16 protein-coding genes are annotated in these 19,158 nt (G+C 74.7%); 1 reads left to right on the forward strand and 15 read right to left on the reverse strand.

Features of this window, described 5'->3' with window-relative positions; genetic code table 11:
* Positions 1-9: 9 nt before the first annotated feature.
* The gene (locus HJG45_RS17190) at positions 10-810 is read right to left on the reverse strand and encodes an HpcH/HpaI aldolase/citrate lyase family protein (protein WP_171613335.1); all 801 of its coding nucleotides are present in this window, start codon (positions 808-810) and stop codon (positions 10-12) included.
* A gap of 369 nt (positions 811-1,179) precedes the next feature.
* Positions 1,180-1,368, reverse strand: a complete 189-nt coding sequence (locus HJG45_RS17195; protein WP_171613336.1) for a hypothetical protein — start codon at positions 1,366-1,368, stop codon at positions 1,180-1,182.
* A gap of 94 nt (positions 1,369-1,462) precedes the next feature.
* Here HJG45_RS17195 and HJG45_RS17200 point away from each other — a divergent pair, with 94 nt between their 5' ends.
* Positions 1,463-1,708: a DUF1272 domain-containing protein gene (locus HJG45_RS17200; protein ID WP_171613337.1), complete on the forward strand. Its 246-nt coding sequence runs from the start codon at positions 1,463-1,465 to the stop codon at positions 1,706-1,708.
* Positions 1,709-1,750: 42 nt separating this feature from the next.
* Here HJG45_RS17200 and HJG45_RS17205 read toward each other — a convergent pair whose 3' ends face one another.
* The 13 genes from HJG45_RS17205 to HJG45_RS17265 all read right to left on the reverse strand — a co-directional run bounded on the left by HJG45_RS17205 (position 1,751) and on the right by HJG45_RS17265 (position 19,120).
* On the reverse strand, positions 1,751-2,890 hold the full coding sequence (locus HJG45_RS17205; RefSeq protein ID WP_171613338.1) for an alpha/beta hydrolase: 1,140 nt from the start codon (positions 2,888-2,890) through the stop codon (positions 1,751-1,753).
* 110 nt (positions 2,891-3,000) lie between these two features.
* The gene (locus tag HJG45_RS17210; protein ID WP_171613339.1) at positions 3,001-4,365 is read right to left on the reverse strand and encodes an aldehyde dehydrogenase family protein; all 1,365 of its coding nucleotides are present in this window, start codon (positions 4,363-4,365) and stop codon (positions 3,001-3,003) included.
* Positions 4,366-4,368: 3 nt separating this feature from the next.
* Positions 4,369-5,589: an FAD-dependent oxidoreductase gene (locus tag HJG45_RS17215; RefSeq protein ID WP_171613340.1), complete on the reverse strand. Its 1,221-nt coding sequence runs from the start codon at positions 5,587-5,589 to the stop codon at positions 4,369-4,371.
* Between the two features lie 37 nt (positions 5,590-5,626).
* Positions 5,627-7,312 carry a squalene/phytoene synthase family protein gene (locus tag HJG45_RS17220; RefSeq protein WP_171613341.1) on the reverse strand — a complete coding sequence of 562 codons (1,686 nt, stop codon included), beginning with the start codon at positions 7,310-7,312 and terminating at the stop codon, positions 5,627-5,629.
* Positions 7,309-8,403 carry a glycosyltransferase family 2 protein gene (locus tag HJG45_RS17225; protein WP_171613342.1) on the reverse strand — a complete coding sequence of 365 codons (1,095 nt, stop codon included), beginning with the start codon at positions 8,401-8,403 and terminating at the stop codon, positions 7,309-7,311. The genes HJG45_RS17220 and HJG45_RS17225 overlap by 4 nt, the downstream gene beginning before the upstream one ends.
* Positions 8,403-9,212: a lysophospholipid acyltransferase family protein gene (locus HJG45_RS17230; RefSeq protein WP_254452587.1), complete on the reverse strand. Its 810-nt coding sequence runs from the start codon at positions 9,210-9,212 to the stop codon at positions 8,403-8,405. Before HJG45_RS17230 ends, HJG45_RS17225 begins: the two co-directional genes overlap by 1 nt.
* A gap of 4 nt (positions 9,213-9,216) precedes the next feature.
* Positions 9,217-10,818: an NAD(P)/FAD-dependent oxidoreductase gene (locus HJG45_RS17235; protein ID WP_217362964.1), complete on the reverse strand. Its 1,602-nt coding sequence runs from the start codon at positions 10,816-10,818 to the stop codon at positions 9,217-9,219.
* 22 nt (positions 10,819-10,840) lie between these two features.
* Positions 10,841-12,439, reverse strand: coding sequence for a phytoene desaturase family protein (crtI, locus tag HJG45_RS17240; protein WP_171613344.1), 1,599 nt, complete (start codon positions 12,437-12,439; stop codon positions 10,841-10,843).
* A gap of 152 nt (positions 12,440-12,591) precedes the next feature.
* The gene (locus HJG45_RS17245) at positions 12,592-14,241 is read right to left on the reverse strand and encodes an acyl-CoA dehydrogenase family protein (RefSeq protein WP_171613345.1); all 1,650 of its coding nucleotides are present in this window, start codon (positions 14,239-14,241) and stop codon (positions 12,592-12,594) included.
* A 162-nt stretch (positions 14,242-14,403) separates the two neighbouring features.
* Positions 14,404-16,128, reverse strand: coding sequence for a DUF3140 domain-containing protein (locus HJG45_RS28430; protein ID WP_254452588.1), 1,725 nt, complete (start codon positions 16,126-16,128; stop codon positions 14,404-14,406).
* 88 nt (positions 16,129-16,216) lie between these two features.
* Positions 16,217-17,110, reverse strand: a complete 894-nt coding sequence (locus tag HJG45_RS17255; RefSeq protein ID WP_171613346.1) for an aldose epimerase — start codon at positions 17,108-17,110, stop codon at positions 16,217-16,219.
* Positions 17,111-17,127: 17 nt separating this feature from the next.
* Entirely contained in the window at positions 17,128-17,973 is an 846-nt protein-coding gene (locus HJG45_RS17260; protein WP_171613347.1) for an NAD(P)-dependent oxidoreductase, read from the reverse strand.
* A 67-nt stretch (positions 17,974-18,040) separates the two neighbouring features.
* Positions 18,041-19,120 (reverse strand): endo-1,4-beta-xylanase, encoded by a 1,080-nt coding sequence (locus HJG45_RS17265; protein ID WP_171613348.1) that lies wholly within the window; start codon positions 19,118-19,120, stop codon positions 18,041-18,043.
* Positions 19,121-19,158: the final 38 nt, after the last annotated feature.

Consider the following 19,158-nt stretch of genomic DNA (forward strand, 5'->3'; position numbering starts at 1 on the left):
CTGGCGGCCTCAGCCCTCAGGGGCCAGCGCCGCCGCGATGCCACGGGTCCAGGCGCCGGCGCCGGCGAGCAGCAGGCCGAGATCGGTCTGGGTGGTGAGGAAGCGGGCGCCGCGCCGGATCATCGCCGCCTGCGCCGCCGGGTCGCGCTGCCCGCCGCAGCCGACATGCCGGCCATGCGCGTGGCAGGCGGCGAAGACCCGGTCGAGCGCCACTTGGAAACCCGCATCCTCGTAGCGTCCCGGCATGCCCATATCGGTCAGCAGGTCGTTCATGCCGACATGGATGACGTCGATGCCGGGCACCGCGGCGATCGCCTCGATCGCCTCGACGCCGGCACGGGTCTCGATCATGCAGACGAGCAGCGTCGACGCCTCGACCGCCGGCAGCGCCTCGGCCGGCGGCACGGCGGCATAGTCGAAATGCGGATAGCCGCCGGTCACGCTGCGCCGGCCGAGCGGCGCGAAGCGCACCGCCTCCACCGCCGCCCGCGCCTCCGCCGCGCTGCCGATATCCGGGAAGACGATGCCGGTAACGCCGTTGTCGAGCAGCGCCTGCACGTCCGGGTCGCGCACCGAGCGCAGCCGCGCGACCGGTGCGACGCCGAGCGCCGCCGCCGCCTGCGCGATATGGCCGATGGTGGCGAGGTCGTAGAGCCCGTGCTGCACGTCGATGAACAGGAAGTCGTGCCCGGTGGCGCGGGCGATGCGCGCGATCTCCGCCGAGCGCATCAGCCGCAGCCCGAGCCCGAGCGCGGTGCCGCCGGAGGCCAGCTTCTCCTTCACCGGATTGCCGATGCGTGGCGTCACCATGCGCCGTTCCCTCCCCCGATCCCGGCGGACATGCCAGCATCGCCGCGGGCGCGCCGCAAGGCAGCCAATGGGGGAAACAGCGATGCGCGTGACGGTGCTTCGCGCGGGGCAGTCGGCGGCAGGCCGGCGGCGAGGCTGGCGCGCGCCGGCCTGTCGGTCGCGGTGCTGGCCGGCCTCCACGGGCTGGTCCGGCTGCTTGCGGCGAAGGCGGTCGGTCGGATTAGAGCGTGATCGCTCGAGGTGAAAACACCGAAAAGCGTGACTCACGCGATCAAGCAACGGCCTGGACCATGATCCGTGACCCTGTGTGAGCGGATCATGGTCCAGGCCCGCCTTCGAGCGAAGCGGTTCACCGACCGCTGCTTGCGATCAGCGTTCCTGCTCGACCACCGGTGCCTCGGGATCGCGCGGCGTGCCGGTGCTGCCGGGCGGCGCGGGCGCATCCTCGGCCGGCGTGACGACCATGGGCTCGGCGGGAGGCTTGCCGGGCGCGGCGCGGCCCGGATCGTCGGGGGCCTCGCCCGGACGGATGGGCTTCGGTGCGGTGCTGTCGGTCATGCCGGGGCAACGCCGCCCGACCGGGCCGGGTTCGCCGCCTTGACCCGGCGGCGAGGGCTGCGGAGGCTGCGTCTCCCGCTGGGAGGATAACGCCATGCTCGAACTCCGCCCCTGCTGCGAGTGTTGCGGCACCGACCTGCCGCCCGCCAGCCTCGCGGCGCGCATCTGCTCCTTCGAATGCACCTTCTGCACCGCCTGCGCCGAGGGCGTCTTGCAGGGTCGTTGCCCGAATTGCAGCGGGGAGCTGGTGCGGCGGCCGGTGCGCCCGGCCGACCGGCTGGCGAAATTCCCCGCCAGCACGGCGCGGAAGGTCAAGCCGCAGGGCTGCGTCGCGGCCTGATGGCGCCGAGGGCCGAGCAGCGGCGCCCGGCGCCTCCTGCCGCTACAGGCCGGCGAGCGGCGTCGCGCCGAGGCCGAGCGCGGCGCGCAGCCGCGTCGCGGCTAGGCGCTGCGCCTCGACCGCATCCGGCACCACCGGGGCGAGGCCGAAGAACTCATGCGTCGCGCCCGGCCAGGTGCGCTGCTCCGCGGCCACGCCGGCCGCCCGCAGCTTCTCCGCCAGCATCTCGCCATCCGAGCGCAGCGGGTCGATCCCGGCATTGATGATCGTCGCCGGCGGCAGGCCGCGCAGATCGGCCTTGCCGATGACGTCGAGGCGCGGGTCCTGCAGGTCGAGCGGCGAGCGGGTCAGCTTGTCGACGAACCACAGGATGTCGGCGCGGCCGAGCGGCACGGCGGCCGTGTTCTCGAGATAGGAGGGCGTGCGGGTATCGGTCCCCGCCACCGGATAGACCAGCAGCATGTGCGCCGGCATCGGCATGCGCTGGTCGCGCGCCCCGAGCGCCGTAGCGATGGCGAGGTTGCCGCCGGCGCTCTCCCCCGCCACGGCCACGCGCCCACGATCGGCGCCGAGCCGTTCGGCATGGCCCACCGCCCAGGCATAGGCGGCGAGCGCGTCGTCATGCGCGGCGGGGAATTTGTGCTCAGGCGCCTGGCGGTAATGGCAGGAGAGCACGATGGCGCCGGTCTCGGCGGCGAGCGCGCGGGCCGAGGCGTCGTAGGTGTCGAGATCCGCGATCACCCAGCCGCCGCCATGCCAGTAGACAATGAGCGGCAGCCGCTCCCGGCCGGCGCCGCCCGGATTGTAGAGGCGGGCCGGGATGCGCCCCTTCGGCCCGGGGATCATCAGCTCGGCCACCTGGGCCACCGGTCGCGGCGTGATCGGCATGCCTTTCTGCTGCATCACCCGGCGGGCCGCATCAGCCATGCTCGGCTGCCGCCGCGCCTGCTCGACGGTCAGGGTGGAGACCGGCTTGGCGCCGAGATCGATCAGCGCCTGCACAACCTGGCCCATCGGCTGGTCGGCCTTGTTGGCCGAGAGCAGGGCGGCGGGCCTGCCGGCCCCGCTGCTGGCACCGGCGACGGTGCCGGTTCCGGAAAGATCCATGGCCGTGGTCTGGCAACCCGCGAGGGCGAGGGCGCCGAGCAGCGTGCCGCGACGCGAGAGGCGGGGATGAGTCATGCAGGCTCCGAGAGGGTTCGGCGGGAGCAACGCCGCGTCTTCGGTCCGGTTCGGCATCGGCTCCGTCACGCGCCCGCGGCCATTCGGTTGCCGTGACGGTGGTTGGATCGTCAGCGCAGGATGCGCCGCACCAACCGTCGCGCCGACGCGCCACGCGGCGGGTCGAGCAGCCGCGCCAGGCTCCAGCGGCCATGCGCCACCCGGCTGCGCAGCAGGCTGAACTCGCGGAAGCCGGCCTCGCCGTTGCGCCGGCCGAAGCCAGAGGCGCCGCTGCCGCCGAAGGGCAGGTCCGGGAAGGCGGCGAAGTCCAGGCACTGGCCGTGGAGGATGGCGCCGCTGCGCGTGCCGGCGGCGACCGCGTCCTCCTCCGCCCGCGTGGCGCCGAACAGGGAGATGGCGAGCGGGCGCGGCCGGGCGGCGATCCAGGCGATGGCCGCCGTAAGGTCCGGCACGGGCTGCAGGGCGAGCGCCGGGCCGAAGATCTCGGCCGCATGCAGGGGATGCCCGGGCGGCGCCTCGGCGAGGACCAGCCCGCGCCGGCGGCCGGGTCCGTCGGCGGCGAGCGGCGTCAGCGCCGCCCCGGCCAGCAGCCCGTCCAGCCGTGCCGCCTGCCGGTCGTTCACCAGCGCCGTCTCCGGCTGTCCGAGGCCGCTGGCGCGGCAGGCCGCGACGAAATCGGCTGCCGCATGCCCGACCAGCAGCACGGTGTCGGGCGCGATGCAGGTCTGCCCGGCATTCACCTGCTTGCCGGCGAGGATGGCCCGCGCCGCCGCGGCGAGGTCGGCGCCGGGCAGGACCAGGGCCGGACATTTGCCGCCGAGCTCGAGGGTCAGCGGCACCAGATGCTCGGCCGCCGCTCGCATCACCCGCCGCCCTGTCTCGGTGCCGCCGGTGAAGACCAGATGGTCCCAGGGCTGCGCGGCGAAATCCGCCGCGACGGCGGGCCCGCCCTGCACCACCCGGGCGATGCCCTCGCCCCAGGCCTCGGCCAGCAGATCGGCGAGCAGCGCGGCGGTGCGCGGCACGGCTTCCGAGGGCTTGATCGCCACGCGGTTGCCGGCCCCGAGCGCATCCACCGCCGGCCAGAGGGCGAGCTGCAGCGGGTAATTCCAGGGCGCCATGATGCCGACGACGCCCTTCGGCACCGGTTCCACACGGGCGCGGGCCGGGCGGAAGGGCAGGGGCACGCCGGCGCGGCGCGGCCTCGCCCAGCGCGGCAGATGCGCCGCGGCGTGGCGGGCGGCATCGACCACCAGCTTCACCTCGGCGAGCAGGGTTTCCTCGGCGCAGCGCCCGCCGAAATCGGCATCGACCGCGGCGGCGGCCGCCTCGGCGCGACGCAGCAGCACCGCCGCCAGGGCGCGCAGCAGCGCCTGCCGGCGGGCGAGATCGAGCATGCCCTCGCGCGCCTCGGCAGCGCGCAGCCCGGCGAGGGCGGCGGCGGGGTCGTCCTCCGGCGGGGCGAGGCCCGGCAAGGCCTAGCCCGCCGCCAGCAGCGCCTGCGCCGCCGCCTCGCCGCTGCGCACCGAAGCTTCGATGGTCGCGGGCAGCGGCGGGTCGGTCCAGTCACCGGCGAGGGCAAGGTTGCCGAGCGGCAGGCGCGGCGGGCGCAGCGCCGTACCCGGCCGGTGGCGCGGCGTCGCCCGCCGCTCCTTCACCACCCGGCAGGGTGGCGCCGCCTCCGGCCAATCGCCGGGGAGCCCGAAGGCGAGCGCCGCCCGGCGCAGCTCGGCCCAGGCGCGCGGGCCAAGCGTCTCGGCCTCCTCGCGCACCGCGGCATCGCCGGCGCTGACCGTGACGCTGACGCCAGCCGGGCGCACCAGCACCCATTGGCAGAGCGCCTCCAGCATCCCGAGGAAGCGCAGCGGCCCCGGCGTGGGATGGGCGAAATGCAGGTTGACGATCGGCACATGCGCCGCCGGCGTCTCGAGATGCGGCAGCAGGCGCTGCGATTCCCAGGGCGGCGTCGCCAGCACCGCCGCATCCCCCGCCCCGAGGGCGATGGCGTCCTCGCCGAAATCGAGCCCGGTCAGGCGCCCCTCCGCGCTCTCCAGCCGGCGCAGCCGGGCGCCGAAGCGGATCGTCGCCCGCAGCCGGGCCAACCGGGCCAGCGCCGGCGCCACCAGATCCGGCCCGAGGCCGCGCCGCGCCACCAGCAGCCGCGTCGCGCCGCGGCCGCCGAGGCGGCGCAGCACGGCGCCGAGCCGCTGCGCCGAGGCGTCCTCGCTCGGCGTGTTCAGCGCGGCGATGACCAGCGGCTCGACGAAGCCACGATGGAATTCCGGATAACCCGCCATGGCGGCGCCGACCGCGCGGTCCCGCCCCGGCAGGGCAAGGCGCGCCAGCGCCAGCAGCGCCCCGGCGGAGAGGCCGGGCGGGCGCAGCGCCGGATTGCCCCAGGCGAGCGGAGAGAGGGCGACGCGGAAGGCGCGGCCGTCGCGGAGGTCGAGCACCGGCAGCCCTTCCGGCTCCGGCTCCACCCAGCCCCCGCGCGCACCGATGCGGGCGAGGAAGCCGAGCGCCGCATGGTTGGCGCCGAGCAGCGCATGGGTGCCGTTGTCGGTGCCGTCCGGCAGGGCGCGGCAGCGGCCGCCGGCGACCGGCGCCGCCTCGTGCAGGGCGACCGCCCGGCCGGCCTCGGCCAGCGTCAGCGCCGCGGCGAGGCCCGCGACGCCGGCGCCGATCACATGGATGGTCATGGCGCGGCGACGGTCTCCCCGGCGGGCAGGGCTGCCGTCATGCCGCCCGTCCGAAGCCGAGCGCCATCCAGGCCATGCGCAGCTTCTCGGCCTTGCCGAGGCTCGGCCGCGGCCTCTCCCCCGCCCAGCCGCGCGCCCGCATGCGGTCGAGCAGCCGGCCATAGCCCCACATCATCACCGCCGCCGGCAGCAGCGCCTGGCGGTCGAAGCGGGCGATGTCGCGCCGGGCGCGGGCGAAGCCGGCCTCGGCCCGCTCGCCGAGCCGGGCGCAGATGGCGGCGAAGCGCGGATGCGCGACGATCTCCCGCGCCGGCCCGTCCGGGATGCCCTCCGCCGCCAGCAGGTCGCGCGGGATGTAGACCCGCTCGCGCAGCGCATCCTCGTCCACGTCGCGCAGGATGTTGGTGAGCTGGAAGGTGTGGCCGAGATCGAGGCCGAAGCCCTCGGCCTCCGGCGCCCCGAAGATGCGCACGCTCATCGCCCCGACGCTGCCGGCGACGCGGCGGCAATAGAGGTCGAGATCGGCCTCGGTCGCCAGCCGCAGCCGGTCGGCGCTGTCGGTCTCCATGCCGGCGATCATCGCCTCGCATTCGGCGAGCGGCACGCCGTAGGCGGCGCGCGCCCAGGCGAGCTCGCGCGAGAGGATGCAGTCCGGCCGCTGCAGCTTGCCGCGCCAATCGGCGAGGAAGCGGCGCTTCTCGGCCTCGGGCATGGCGCCGTCGGCGATGTCGTCCACCGCGCGGCAGAAGGCATAGACCGCCCAGAGCGCCCGCCGCCGCTCGCCGCGCAGCGCCGCCATGCCGCGGGCGAAGGAGGAACCGGCGCGGGAGACGCGGCCGGCGACCACCGCCGCATCGGCGGGGCCGCGCCGCAGCGCGCCGGCGAGCGCCCCGGACAGTGCCTGGGCGAAATCCGCCTTGCCGAGGGCGACGCGGCCGGTGACCGGATCGCCGCGCCGCAGCCGCGCCAGCAGCCGGCGGGCACAGCGGATGGTCATGGCGCTCTGCACGGCGAGCCGGCGCGAGCGCAGCAGCCGCGGCAGGATGGCGGCGCGGTCGAGCTGCTCCTCCACCCGGTCGAGCGCGGCGTCCAGCACCTCGCGCCGCCGTGCGGCATTGGCCGGGTCGAAGAAGCCCGCCTCGCCGCCGGCGAGCGCCATCCAGCATTGCGGCAGGTAGATGCGGTCGAGCGCGTCGCGGTCCGGCACCAGGTCCTGCAGGTGGTTCAGGACCTGCAGCGCGGTGCAGAGCGCGTCGGCCGCCGCCTCGGCCGGGACATTGCCGCCATCGCCGTGCAGCCGCAGCAGCATCCGCCCGACCGGATCGGCCGAGCGGCGGCAGTAATCGACCAGCTCCTCCCAATCGGCATAGCGCCGCTTCACCGCATCCTGGCGGAAGGCGGAGAGCATGCGCCGCGCCTCCTCGGTGCCGGTGCCGGCGCGGTGCAGGGCGGCGGCCTCGGGCACTGCGGTCGCCGGGTCGTCGAGCGCAAGCTCCATCGCATCCAGCCGGCGCAACTTCTCCTCGGGCGCGAGGTCCGGGCTGTCGCCTATGTCGTCGGCGGTGCGGACGAAGCGGTAGAACGCCATGACCTGGGCCCGCACCGGCCGGGCGAGCAGCAGCGAGGCGGTCGGGAAGTTCTCCGTGTCATGGTCACGGGTCGGCGCCGCGGAGACGGCCAGACTCGATCCCCCAGGAGGGGTGGGCGCAACGGGGGCGTTCATGCCGCCTTTGTGGCGGGATATGCGCGACCTTTCCAGCCCGCCGGCCGCCCCAGCAGCCAGCGGCCGAGCGCCCAGTACTGGATGGCCAGGGCCACCAGCATGGTCGCCGGGTGCAGCGGCACGGTCCACCAGGGCTCCCGCGCCCGGCGTGTGACGGCGATCCGCAGCCCGAAGCCGAGCAGCAGGGCGAGGGCCGCCGGCCAGGCGGGCAGCAGCGCCCAGGGCCAGAGATGTGCGCCGCCCAGCATCACCGTCCAGACCGGCAGGCCGAGCGGGGTCGCCATTCCCTCCCGGGCATTCTTCAGGAAGCCGGCCCAGCACTCGGCGAAGCCACGATACATGCGGCATTCGGCGAGCGGGGCGCCGTCCACCACCTCGGTCCGGTGCCCGGCGGCGCGAAAGCGGCGGGCCAGGGCCAGCCCCTCATGCAGCACGCCGCGCACCGCCCCATGGCCGCCGACCGCAGCGTAGGCACGGGCCTCGCAGAGCAGGAGCTGGCCGCAGGCGGCGGCGAGGCCGGGCTGCCGGGTCTCCGCCCTGCCGCCGCCGGGGAGATAGCCGAGGAGGAGGAAGTTGATGGCTGGCACGGTCAGCGCCTCGCCGAGCGAGCCGATCCGCTGCCGCGGCACGGCGCTCGCCATGGCCAGGCGGTGGCGGGCGGCATGCGCGGCCAGCGCCGCCGCCGCCTCCGGGGCGAGGCGGACATCGGCATCGAGGAAGAGCAGCCAGTCGCCCCGGGCCGCCTCGGCCAGCCGGGCGCAGGCATGCACCTTGCCCGTCCATCCCGGCGGCAGCGGCGGCGCGGCGAGCAACCGCAGGCGCGGGTCGGCCGCGGCGCGGCGGCGGACGATCTCCGGCGTGCCGTCGGTCGAGCCGTCATCCATCACCACCACCTCGATGGCGACGCCCCGGCTGGCCAGGGCGGCATCCAGGCAGGCCTCGATATTGGCCGCCTCGTCGCGGGCGGGGATCAGGATGGAGACCAGCCCCGCCGCCCCCTCCGCCCGCGGCCGGGGAAGCCGCCAGAGGTTGTGGGCGCCGAGCGCCGCGGGCAGCGCGGCGAGGCCGAGGCTGATCAGGCCCCATTCCATCAGCCCGCCTCCCCCGCCGAGGGATCGTGGCGCGGGTCGAAGCGCCGGCCGCGCAGCAGGGCCCCGGCATGCCGCCAATGCTGGTAGAGGCCGCCCATGCCGGCGCGGCCCCGCAGCAGCGGCTGGAAGCGCGCCGGGTCGCGCGCCATGGCATCGCCGGCGAGCCGGTCCATCGCCGCCTCCAGCGCCCGGGCCAGGCTCTCCGCCCGCGCCTCGCGCGGCTGGCCGGCGAGCGCCGCGCCCTCGAGCGGCGGACCGAAGCCGGCCAGCATCTCGGGCGCCCGTTCCGACCAGAAGGGATATTCCAGCGCCAGCGGCAGGAAGCGCGCCCGCGGCGCCAGCTCGGCGAGGCGGACGAGGCCGGGCGCCACCGGCACCGGCCGCTCCCGCACATCCATGAAGCGGCCGGGCGCGTTCATCCAGAGCATGTGCGAGGGCTCGGCCAGCACCGCCCCGGCGGCGCGGAGAAAGGCGACGGCGCCGCGCGGCGAATCCCGCTCCACCCCGAAGACGCCGAGGCGGCACATGAAGCGGTAGCGCGCCAGCGCCGCCGCCTCCATCGGGATGAACATGCGCCGGCCCGGAAACAGCGCCGTCGCGTAGAGCATGAAGGCGACGCCGTCCCACCAGGAGGGGTGGTTAGCATAGACGACGAGCGGCCGGCCCGGCTCCTCGGGCGGCGGCGCGCCCCAGCGGGCGAGGCGCACCGCCCGCAGGTGGCGTCGGGCGAAGCGGGCGAAGATGAAGTGGAAGAAGGCGTGGCGCGCCGGCGAGAAGAGCTCGACCGGCGATGCCTCGGCCGCCGCCACCGCGCTACTCGGCCGCGAGGCGGGGGCGCAGCGCGTCGCGCTGGCCGGCCTGCTCCGCCGCCTCGCCCATGCCGCGGCCGCCGAGGTCGCGGTCCAGCGCATCGGCGGCGATCCAGCCGCTCATCATCACCATCGGCATGCCCGGCCCGGGATGCGCCGCGCCGCCGGCGAGATAGAGGCCGCGCACCGCCTTGGAGCGGTTGCCCGGCTTGAAGGCGCCGGTCCAGCGGCCATGGCTGGCGAGGCCGTAGATGGCGCCGTCCAGCACCTTGTAGCGGGCATGGATGTCGGCCGGGGTCAGCGCCCGCTCCACCACGATGCGCTCCTCGATATCCTCCATGCCGGCGCAGCGCTTCAGCTTGTCGAGGATCACCTGCCGGTAGGGGGCCAGCATGCGCGACCAGTCGTGGTGCGGCCGCAGCCAGGGGGTGTGGACCAGCACGTAGAGCGCCTCGCCGCCCTCCGGCGCGACCTCGGGATCGGTCGCCGAGGGCGCGGCGAGATAGGCGGTCGGGTCGGCGGCCGGCTCGCCGCGGCGGTAGATGGCGTTGAACTCCTCCTCGGCATCGCGGGAGAAGACGAAGTCGTGGTGCGCCAGATGCTCGTAGCGGCGGCTGAGGCCGAGATAGAGCACCACGCCGGAGCAGGCGGGTTCGTAGCCCTTGCGGGCATAGCGGCGCCCGGGCGCGCCGCCGACCAGCTCGGCATAGGTGCGGATGGCGTCCATGTTGGAGATGACGGCGTCGCAGGCGATCCGCTCGCCCGCCGTGGTGCGCACCGCCCGGACGGCGCCATCCTCGATGTCGAAGCCGTCCACCTCCACCCCGGTGCGGAGATCGGCGCCGAGCCCGGCCGCGAGCTCCGCCAGGCCGAGCGCCACGGCGCGGGTGCCGCCGACCGGGTACCAGACGCCCTCGCTCGCCTGCATGTCGCCGATGGAGCAGAGCACCGCCGGGGCGAGATAGGGGCTGGAGCCGACATACTGGCAGAAATGGTCGAGCATCTGCGCCAGCCGCGCATCGGGCACATGGCCGCGGATCACCTTCGCCACCGTCCGGCCCATGCGCAGCGCCAGCACGTCGCGCATGGTCGAGGGGTCGAAATTGGCGCGCAGGTCCATGGTGTCGGCGATGCTCTCGACCGACTTCCAGAAGAAGAACTTCTCCGAGATGCCGTGCAGCGTCTCCGCCACCTGCTGGAAGCGGCGATAGCCCTCGCCCTGGCCGGTGCCGGGCGCGAACGCGTCCATCGCCCGCGCCATCGCCGCGACGTCCTGGCACAGGTCGATCCGCGTGCCGTCCGCGAAGAAGCAGCGCCATTGCGGGTCGAGCCGGATCAGCGGCAACTCCCGCGCCTGGTCGCGCCCGGCCTCGGCATAGATGCGGCGCAGCACCCGCGGCATGGTGAGGATGGTCGGGCCCATGTCGAAGCGGAAGCCCTGGTTGCCGCGAGGGCGTGAGGGATCCTCGAGCCGCAGCTCCGCCGCCTTGCCGCCGAGCCAGGGATTCTTGTCGAGCAGCGTCACCCGGTGGCCGCGCGCCGCCGCCGTCGCCGCCGCGGCGAGGCCGCCGAGGCCGCCGCCCACCACCACCACATGCGAGGTCATGGTCATGTCCTCCGCTCCCCCGTCATGCCGATGGCGTTGCCTGCAGGGCCGGCGACAGCCCGCCGAGCGGCTGCGGCGTCGCGCCCGGGCGCAGGCCGAGATCCTGCGCCAGCAGCCGGGCGGTGATGCGCGCGCCCTCGTAGATCACCGGCAGGCCGCTGCCGGGATGCGTGCCGCCGCCGACGAGATAGACGCCCTCCGCCCCGGCGAAGCGGTTCTGCGGCCGGAAGCAGAGCATCTGCCCCAGGTCGTGGCTGAGGTTGAAGGTGGCGCCATGGCCGACGGCGTAGCGGTCCCGCCAGTCCTGCGGCGTGACCATGCGCTCGTAGCGGATGCGCGGCTCGATATCGCCGAGGCCGAGCTGCGCCAGCCGATCGAGCACCAGCCGGCGGAAGCGCGGCGCCTCCTCCTCCCAGTCGAGCCCGCCCTGCCGCCGCGCATCGCGCAGGTTCGGCACCGGGACAAGGAGGTAGAGGGCGGAATGGCCGGGCGGCGCCATGCTGCGGTCGAGCAGGCTCGGATTGTGCAGGTAGAGGCTGGGCTCGTCCGGCAGGATGCCGGTCTCGAGCTGGCGGATGTTCCGCGCATAGCCACGGGAGAGCATCACCGTGTGATGCGCGAGCGTCGGGCAGTCGCCCTCGATGCCGAGATAGAGCATGAAGGTGGAGCAGGAATAGCGCGCGCCGGCGATCTTGCGGTCGTTCCAGCGCGGCCGCAGCGCCTCGGGCACCAGCCCCGGCATGGCATGCGCGAAATCGGCGTTGACGATGACGGCCTCGGCCGGGTGCCGCCGCCCGCCGGCCTCGACGCCGCGCGCCCGGCGCCCCTCGAAGGCGATGCGCTCGACCGTGGTGCCGAGGCGAAGCTCGACGCCGAGCCGCTCCGCGACGCGCGCCATCGCCTCCGAGATGGCGCCGCAGCCGCCCTCGATATGCCAGATGCCGTGCTCGTATTCGAGGAAGCTGAGGATGGTGAAGAGGCTGGGGCAGCGGAAGGGACTCATCCCCAGGTATTTCGTCTGGAAAGAGAAGGCGAGCCGCACCAGCGGATGCCGGAAATGCCGCGCCAGGTCGCGGTCTACCGTGCTGTGCGGCCGCAGCAGCGGCAAGGCCCGCACCATCTCGGGATGCAGGAAGCGGAGGACGGAATCGAAGGGCTTCTCGAGCGCCGGGCGGAAGGCGGCGAGCTTGGCGCGGTTCTCGGCGAGGAAGGGCCGGAAGCCAGCAGCATCGGCGGGGCAGAGCCGGGCGATCTCTGCCTCCATCCGCTCCGGCTCGGCCGAGGCGTCGATGCGGCCCGCCCCCTCGAAGACGAGGCGGTAGAGCGGGTCGACCCGCATCAGCCGCACCTCCTCCTCCAGCCGCGCGCCGACGCTCTCGAAGATCTCGGAGATGACGCGGGGATAAAGGAAGAAGGTCGGGCCGAGGTCGAAGCGGTAGCCCTCGGGCGTCGCCAGGGTGCGGGTGCGGCCGCCGACCACCGAGTCCTTCTCGATGATGGTGACCTGCGCGCCCTGCGCGGCAAGGATGATGGCGGCAGCGAGGCCGCCTGGACCGGCCCCGACGATGATGATGCGGGGACGGCCGGTCCTGAATGCAGGGGCGGCAAGCGGGGCGTTCATGCGCGTCGTGCGGTCCTGCACTTTAGTAGGATGTAGCGCAGATATGGCCGAACCGGTTTCGCGCAAGGCGCACCGCCGGTGCGGCATTCGACCGTTCCGGCGGCGGCCGGCGCGGGCCGCGCCGCATCAGGCACAGGGGGCAGGCACCGGGGTCAGGCGCCGGGCATGAGGGCGAGCAGGCTGTCGGCCGCCTCGATCTCGGCGAGCCGCGCCGAGGCCCGCGGCAGCAGCCGGGCCAGGTAGAAGCCGGCGAGCGGCGCGTAGCGCGGCTCGGCCGCGGCGGCGCGCGCCAGCATCCAGCCGCCGAGCGTCCAGCCAGCCGCATCGAGATAGGCGGCGGCCGAGGCTTCGGCCGCCGCGGCATCCCGCAGGCCGCGATCGAGCATCCAGTCGGTCGCGCGCGCCATGGCCGCGACGGCGGGCTCGAGGCGTGGATCGGCCGCCGCCACTTCGGCGAGCAGGCCGCGCATGGCCGCGCCGCCGTCGCGGAAGAGCTTGCGGCCGACGAGGTCGAGCGCCTGGATGCCGTTGGTGCCCTCGTAGATCGGCGCGATGCGGGCATCCCGCAGCACCTGCGCGGCGCCGGTCTCCTCGACGAAGCCCATGCCGCCATGCACTTGGATGCCGAGCGAGGCGCAGTCGACGCCCCGATCGGTGCACCAGGCCTTGACGATCGGTGTCAGCAGCGCCACGCGCGCCTCGGCCGCCGCGTCGCCGAGCAGCCGGGCGCGGTCGAGCGCCGCGCCGGCCTCGAGCGCCAGCAGCCGCCCGGCCAGGGTGATGGCGCGGATCTCCGCCAGCATGCGCGCGACATCCGGGTGGCGGGCGATGGGCTGGCCGCCCTGGCTGCGCTCGGCGGCGAAGGGCTCGGCCAGGGCCAGCGCCCGCGCGCCCTGCGCCACGCCCTCGACGCCGACGCCGAGCCGGGCGGCGTTCATCATGGCGAACATGGCATTGAGGCCGCGATTGGGCTCGCCGATCAGCTCCGCCTCGGCGCCCTCAAAGAGCATCACGCAGGTCGGCGAGGCGTGGATGCCGAGCTTCTTCTCGATGCCGCCGCAGCGCAACGCGTTGCGGCTGCCATCGGCCAAGCGCTTCGGCGCGGCGAAGAGGGAGATGCCGCGAGTGCCCGGCGGCGCATCCGGCAGCCGCGCCAGCACCAGGTGCAGCGTATTCTCGGCGAGGTCGTGCTCACCCCAGGTGATGTAGATCTTCTGGCCGGTGAGGCGGTAGATCCCCTCCCCCACCGGCTCGGCGCGGGTCCGCACCTGCGAGAGGTCGCTGCCGGCCTGCGGCTCGGTGAGGCACATGGTGCCGGTCCAGGCGCCGGAGACGAGCGAGGGCAGCCAAGCCCGCTGCTGCGACGGCGAGGCGAAGCGGGCAATGGCCTCGATCGCCCCGGCCGAGAGCAGCGGGCAGAGGCTGAAGGACATGTCGCCGGCGGTGACGAGCTCGGAGACCGCCATCCACAGCGCCTGCGGCAGCTCCTGCCCGCCGGTCTCGACGCCGTTCACCTCGGCCGGCGCGGCCAGGCCCTGCCAGCCGCCCTCGCGCCAGGCTTGGTAGGCGGCGCGGTAGCTTTCCGGCACCCGCACCACGCCATTCTCATAGACCGCGCCCTCGCGGTCGGCGGCCTGGGCATGCGGCCAGAGCAGCTCGCGGGCGAAGCGATCCGCCTCGCCGATGATGGCGGCGATGTCCTCGGCCGAAAGCGGCGCCCCGCCCGCCGCGGTCAGCCCCGGCAGGTCGATGACGCGGGTAAGGCCGAAGACGAGATCCTCGGCTTGGGTGGTGGCGGCCATGATAGTGTCTCGACCCCTCCAGCGGACGATCCCGGGGCCGGACGGCCCGGGCGGGCGCCCACCATGCCTCTTCGGCCCCGAGGTGCCAATGCGGCAGCAGGGGCCGGAGGGAAGGCAATTGAGGGGGCGCCCGCGGCCGGGCCGGCCGCGGGCGCCCCTCGCCTATTTGCGGCTGCGGCTGGTCGTGCCGCGCCGCGTCCCACTTGAGCGGCCGCCCTTGGCCGCCGCCGAGGTGCGGCCGGCGGCGCCGCGCTTGCGGGTCGCGCCGGTGGCGCGCTTGGCCGCGGTGCCGGTGGCGCGCTTCGCCGTCGCGCCGGTGGTGCGCTTGGCTGCCGTGCCCGTGGCGCGCTTCGCGGCCGCGCCGGTCGCCCGCTTGGCGGTGGCACCCGTGGTCCGCTTCGCAGCCGTGCCGCTGGCGCGCTTGGCGGTGGCGCCCGTCGCGCGCTTGGTCGTGCTGCGCGTCGTCCGCTTGGCGGCCGTGCCGGTCGAGCGCTTGGCGGTCGCGCCGGTGGCGCGCTTGGTGGTCGCACCGGTGGTGCGTCTGGTCGCGGTTCCCGTCGCGCGCGCCGTGGTGCTGCGGGTCGTGCGCTTCGCGGCGGCGCCCGTCGCGCGCGTCGTGCGCTTCGCGGCGGTGCCGCTGGCGCGCTTGCTGGCGGTGCCGCGCGTCGCCGTGCTCTTGCCGGCGGCGTTGCGGGTGGTCTTGCGAGCCGTTCCCGTGGCCCGGCCCGTCGCCGCCCGCTTGGCGCCCGTGCCCCGGCTCGCGGTACCACGGCTGGAGGCGCGACCGCCCTTGGCGGCGGCGGCGGTGCGGCCGGCGGCGCCGCGCTTGGGCGCCGCCTTGGCCGCCGTCGTGCGGCGCGGGCGCCGGGCCGGCGCCTCCTCGTCGTCCGACTCCGTCGTCGCGGCGCTGCGGCGTTGGCTGCTGCGCGGCTTGGTCTCGCCATCCGTCGCCGCCGTGCTGCGGCGGCTGCGGCTCGGGCTGGCGCGGCGGCGGCGCGGCGCCTCCTCGGCGGCCGGCTCCTCCACGGGGGTGTTCTCGGGGCTTTCATCCTGCATGGCATGTTCCTCCTCGGCCTGATCGTCATCCCGGCCGGCTTTGTCGTCCTCGCTGCTGCCGCGCCCCGCGCTGTCCTGCAGCGGGTCATGGCCCCAGTTCATCAGCGAATAGCGCCAGCGCGTCTCGCTGACATCGCCCTCGGGCCGCTGCGCGAGATGACGCCGGATGTAGCCGACCACCTTCTCCAGGAAGTCGGCATCCTCCGCATCCGGCGCGCCGCGCTCCAGGATCTCGAGGATCTTCCGGCCGGACTGGTGCCCGACCGCCTCATCCTCTCCCTCATGCGTCCAGCCGACGCTCCGACTGTCCTCCGTCTCGAGCCAGTCGCGCAGTGCCGCGGCGCGCATGTTCACCAGTTCGCGGAACGCGCGCGCGGTCGTATCCTCCTGTTCGTCCATACCGTGTCCTTTCGCCTGCTGGGCGCGCCCGCGCCGCTGCTTGCGTGCCGCCGCCGCCTTCGCGGCGACGTCGTCGGGCTGCGCCGAGTATTGCCGCCCCTGCCGCAGGTCGCGGCGCTTGGCGGCCGTGCTCCGGTCGTATTCCTCCGGCGAGAGCGCTGCGCGCGCGGCCTGCGGCAGGTAGCGCTCGCCGCTCTCGAGCGAGTCCTGGCCCGAGCGCGTGCCCCACGCCTCGTCGGTCCATGCGTCTAGATGGTTGTCCGCCGCCTTGCGGCCGACATAGCCGCCGCCGCAGCGCTGGTATTCCTGCGCGGCCATCTGCGCCTTGCGCGCCGACCATTGCCCCGGCTTGCCGCCCTTGTCGCCTTCGGTGATCTCGGACTTCACGCGGTCCCACAGCGCAGGATCGGATTTGCGTGCAATGCCGGCCATGCTGGGTTCCGTGTCGGGCGGTTGCGGCAGGGAACGTCACGACACGGCAAGCGTTCCCGCGCGCCGCCCGATGCGGCACGGCACCGCCTCAGCCGTTGCGCGCGATCCGCAGCGCGGCATCGAGCGACTCGCCGGGCGCGAGCAAGGCCAGCGGACCGAAGCGCGCGAAGTCGGGTCGGTTCGGCGCATCGGGCACATGGCTCACCGGCTCGACGCAGAGGATGGAGCTGCCGGCAGGCGCGAAGACCTGCAGGTTGCCCGCCCAGGCGCCGCGCGCGACGAGGCGGAGTGCGAGATCAGGCCGGAGGATCTCGGCGATGCCGTCCCAGCCGGCGAAATGCGTGTCGAGTCCCTCATAGGCGGACTCGTCGCCATCCAGCCCGCCGCAGGGCTGCGCCGCGATGGGCAGGGTGCGGGCATCGCGCGCGAAGCGCGTGGTCGCGGCGAAGCGCAGCCGCGTGCCGGCAGGCCGCAGGAAGAAGGGGTGCCAGCCGCAGCCGAAGGGAAAGGGCATGTCGCTGCGGTTCGTCAGCGTCAGCGCGATCGCCAGGCCCGCCGCGTCGAGCCCGACCTCGAGTCGCGCCTGCCAGCGCCAGGGCACGCCGACCGCCGCCGCATCGCCGGCTTGCGTCAGCACGACGCGCGCCGGCGCGGCCTCCTGCACCTCCCAGGCGGCGTCGCGGACGAGCCCGTGGATGGCGGTGTCGTCGATCGGGCGGTTGATCGGCAGGCGATAGACGGTGCCGCCGACCGGCAGCCTTCCGCCATCCAGCCGGTTGGTCCAGGGCGCCATGAAAAAGGCGCCGGCGAAGCTCGCATTCGGATCGGCGCCGAGCGGCAGCGGCGTCAGCACCTCGATGCCGTCGCAGGCGAGGCGGGCGAAGGCGGCGCCGTGCCCGGGCAGCAGCACTGCCTCCCAGCCGCCCTGCGCCAGCGCCAGCCCGCCGGGCACCCCATTGGGCACCCCATTGGGCGGCGCCATGGCTGCCGGGCCGTCCATCAGTCGAGCGCGAAGGCGTCGCGGGGCGAGGGCGTGTCGCGCGAATAGTCCTTCGCCGTGTAGCCGCCGCCCTGGTAGCGCTCGGTGACCGGATTGCCGGAGGTGATGCCGCCGACCTTGTCGCGCCAGGCTTCGGCGCTGTCCTGCGGCTGCCAGCCGATACGCGCGCGGTGGTCGGCGCCCCAGAAGCTCGCGGGGTTGTCGGAACAGGCCCAGATGACGCAATGGCCGGTACGCGGCGCGGTGACCGCCGCCTCGCAGAGCCGCAGCAGATCGGCATAGGACAGCCAGGTGGAGAGCATCCGCGCATCGGTCGGCTCGGGGAAGCAGGAGCCGATGCGGAGATTGACGTTCTCGACCCCGTGCTTGTCCCAGTAGAGCCGGCCCATCAGCTCGCCATAGGCCTTGGAGAGGCCGTAGAAGCTGTCCGGGCGGAAGGTGCAATCGGCCTCCAGCCGGTCATTCGCCTGGCCCGGCCGTTCGTGGAAGCCGATGGAATGGTTGGAGGAGGCGAAGACGACACGCGCCCCCTCCCGCCGCGCCGCCTCGTAGACATGGTGAAGGCCCTGGAGGTTGGGGCCGAGCACGGTGTTGAAGGGCTGGTCGGTGCTGACGCCGCCGAAATGCAGGATGGCGCCGCAGCCCTCGGCGAGATGCAGCAGGTCGACGCCCTCGGCGAGATCCATGCGCTCGAAGCGCGCCCGCTCGGGCAGCGGATCCGGGAAGGGCGCGATATCGGTCAGGCGAAGCGTCCAGCCGCGCTCGGCCAGCCCGCGCGCCAGGGCGCGGCCGAGATTGCCGGAGGCGCCGGTGAGAAGCACCGGCCGGGCGGGGGCTGCTGGCATCGAATCGTCTCCCTGAATGGCTGCTAGACTGACTCCCGCGCGCCGTGGGGAGAAGGGCAACCGGCGCTCAGCCGGCACGCCCGGCGAAGGCCGCGGCCAGGGCATGCCACATCGGCTTGCGACGCCCTTCGGCATCCAGCGGCAGGCCGCGATGCGCGGCGCCATCGCGTCGCGCCACCTCCTTGTCCCGCACCAGCCAGCTATCCTTGTCCGACAGCCCCCAGGTGAGGACGGTGCGGCAGCCCGCCTGCAGCGCGGTGCCGACCACGGCCTGCACCCGGGCCGCCACCAGCGCGTCGCGCGCCGCCAGATCGGCCGGGATGGTCTTGGCCTCGCGCAGGTCGAGCTCGGTGATCAGCACGGCGAGGCCGAGGCCGCGCACCTCCTTCAGGAAGGCGGCGAAGGGCTCGGGCCGGAAGGGCTCGTCGAGCTGCAGATGCGCCTGCAGGCCGAGCGCGTCGACCGGCACCTGCGCCTCCACCATGCGCCGCAGCAGGCGCAGCACCCGCCGGCGCTTCTCCTCGGCGAAGGGATTGTCGCCCTCGAGCCCGTAGTCGTTGTAGGTGAGGCGGAGCGTCGGGTCGCGCTCGCGCGCCAGGCGGAAGACCAGATGCACGTAATCCGGCCCGAGCGCTCGCAGCCAGGGCGTGTCGCGCAGATCCCCCACCGCCGGCGTCTGGTCCAGGAAGGGGCCGCCGGGATTGGCGACCGCTTCGTTCACCACGTCCCAGTCGCGGATCACCGGGGCGGTGCGGGAGAGCACCACGTCCAGATGCGCGATCAGCGCGCCATGCGAGCGCGCGGGGCCGGAGGCGAGGGCGGCGGTCAGCCAGGCCGGCATGGCCTGGTGCCAGACCAGCGCATGGCCGCGGAGCTGCTGGCCGTGCCGGCCGGCGAAGTCGATCAGCGTCTCCAGCGGGGCGAAGTCGAAGCGCCCCTCCTCCGGCTGCAGCGCCGCCCACTTGCCCTCCCATTCCGGGACCAGCAGCCGCGCCTCGCTGCGGACCTGCCGGGCATAGGCGGCGTCCTGCAGCCTGCCGCTATCGACCGCGGTGCCGAAGAGGATGCCGGATTTCCAGGCCAGGGCGCCGAGCCCCTCGCTCGCCTCGGCCGGAGGGGCGGGCCACAGGGCGCCGGCCCCGGCCATCCCGGCCAGCAGCGCGCGCCGCGGAAGGGAAAGCAGGG

Source organism: Roseicella sp. DB1501, from assembly GCF_013112485.1.
In the GTDB taxonomy this organism is placed as follows: Bacteria; Pseudomonadota; Alphaproteobacteria; order Acetobacterales; family Acetobacteraceae; genus Paracraurococcus.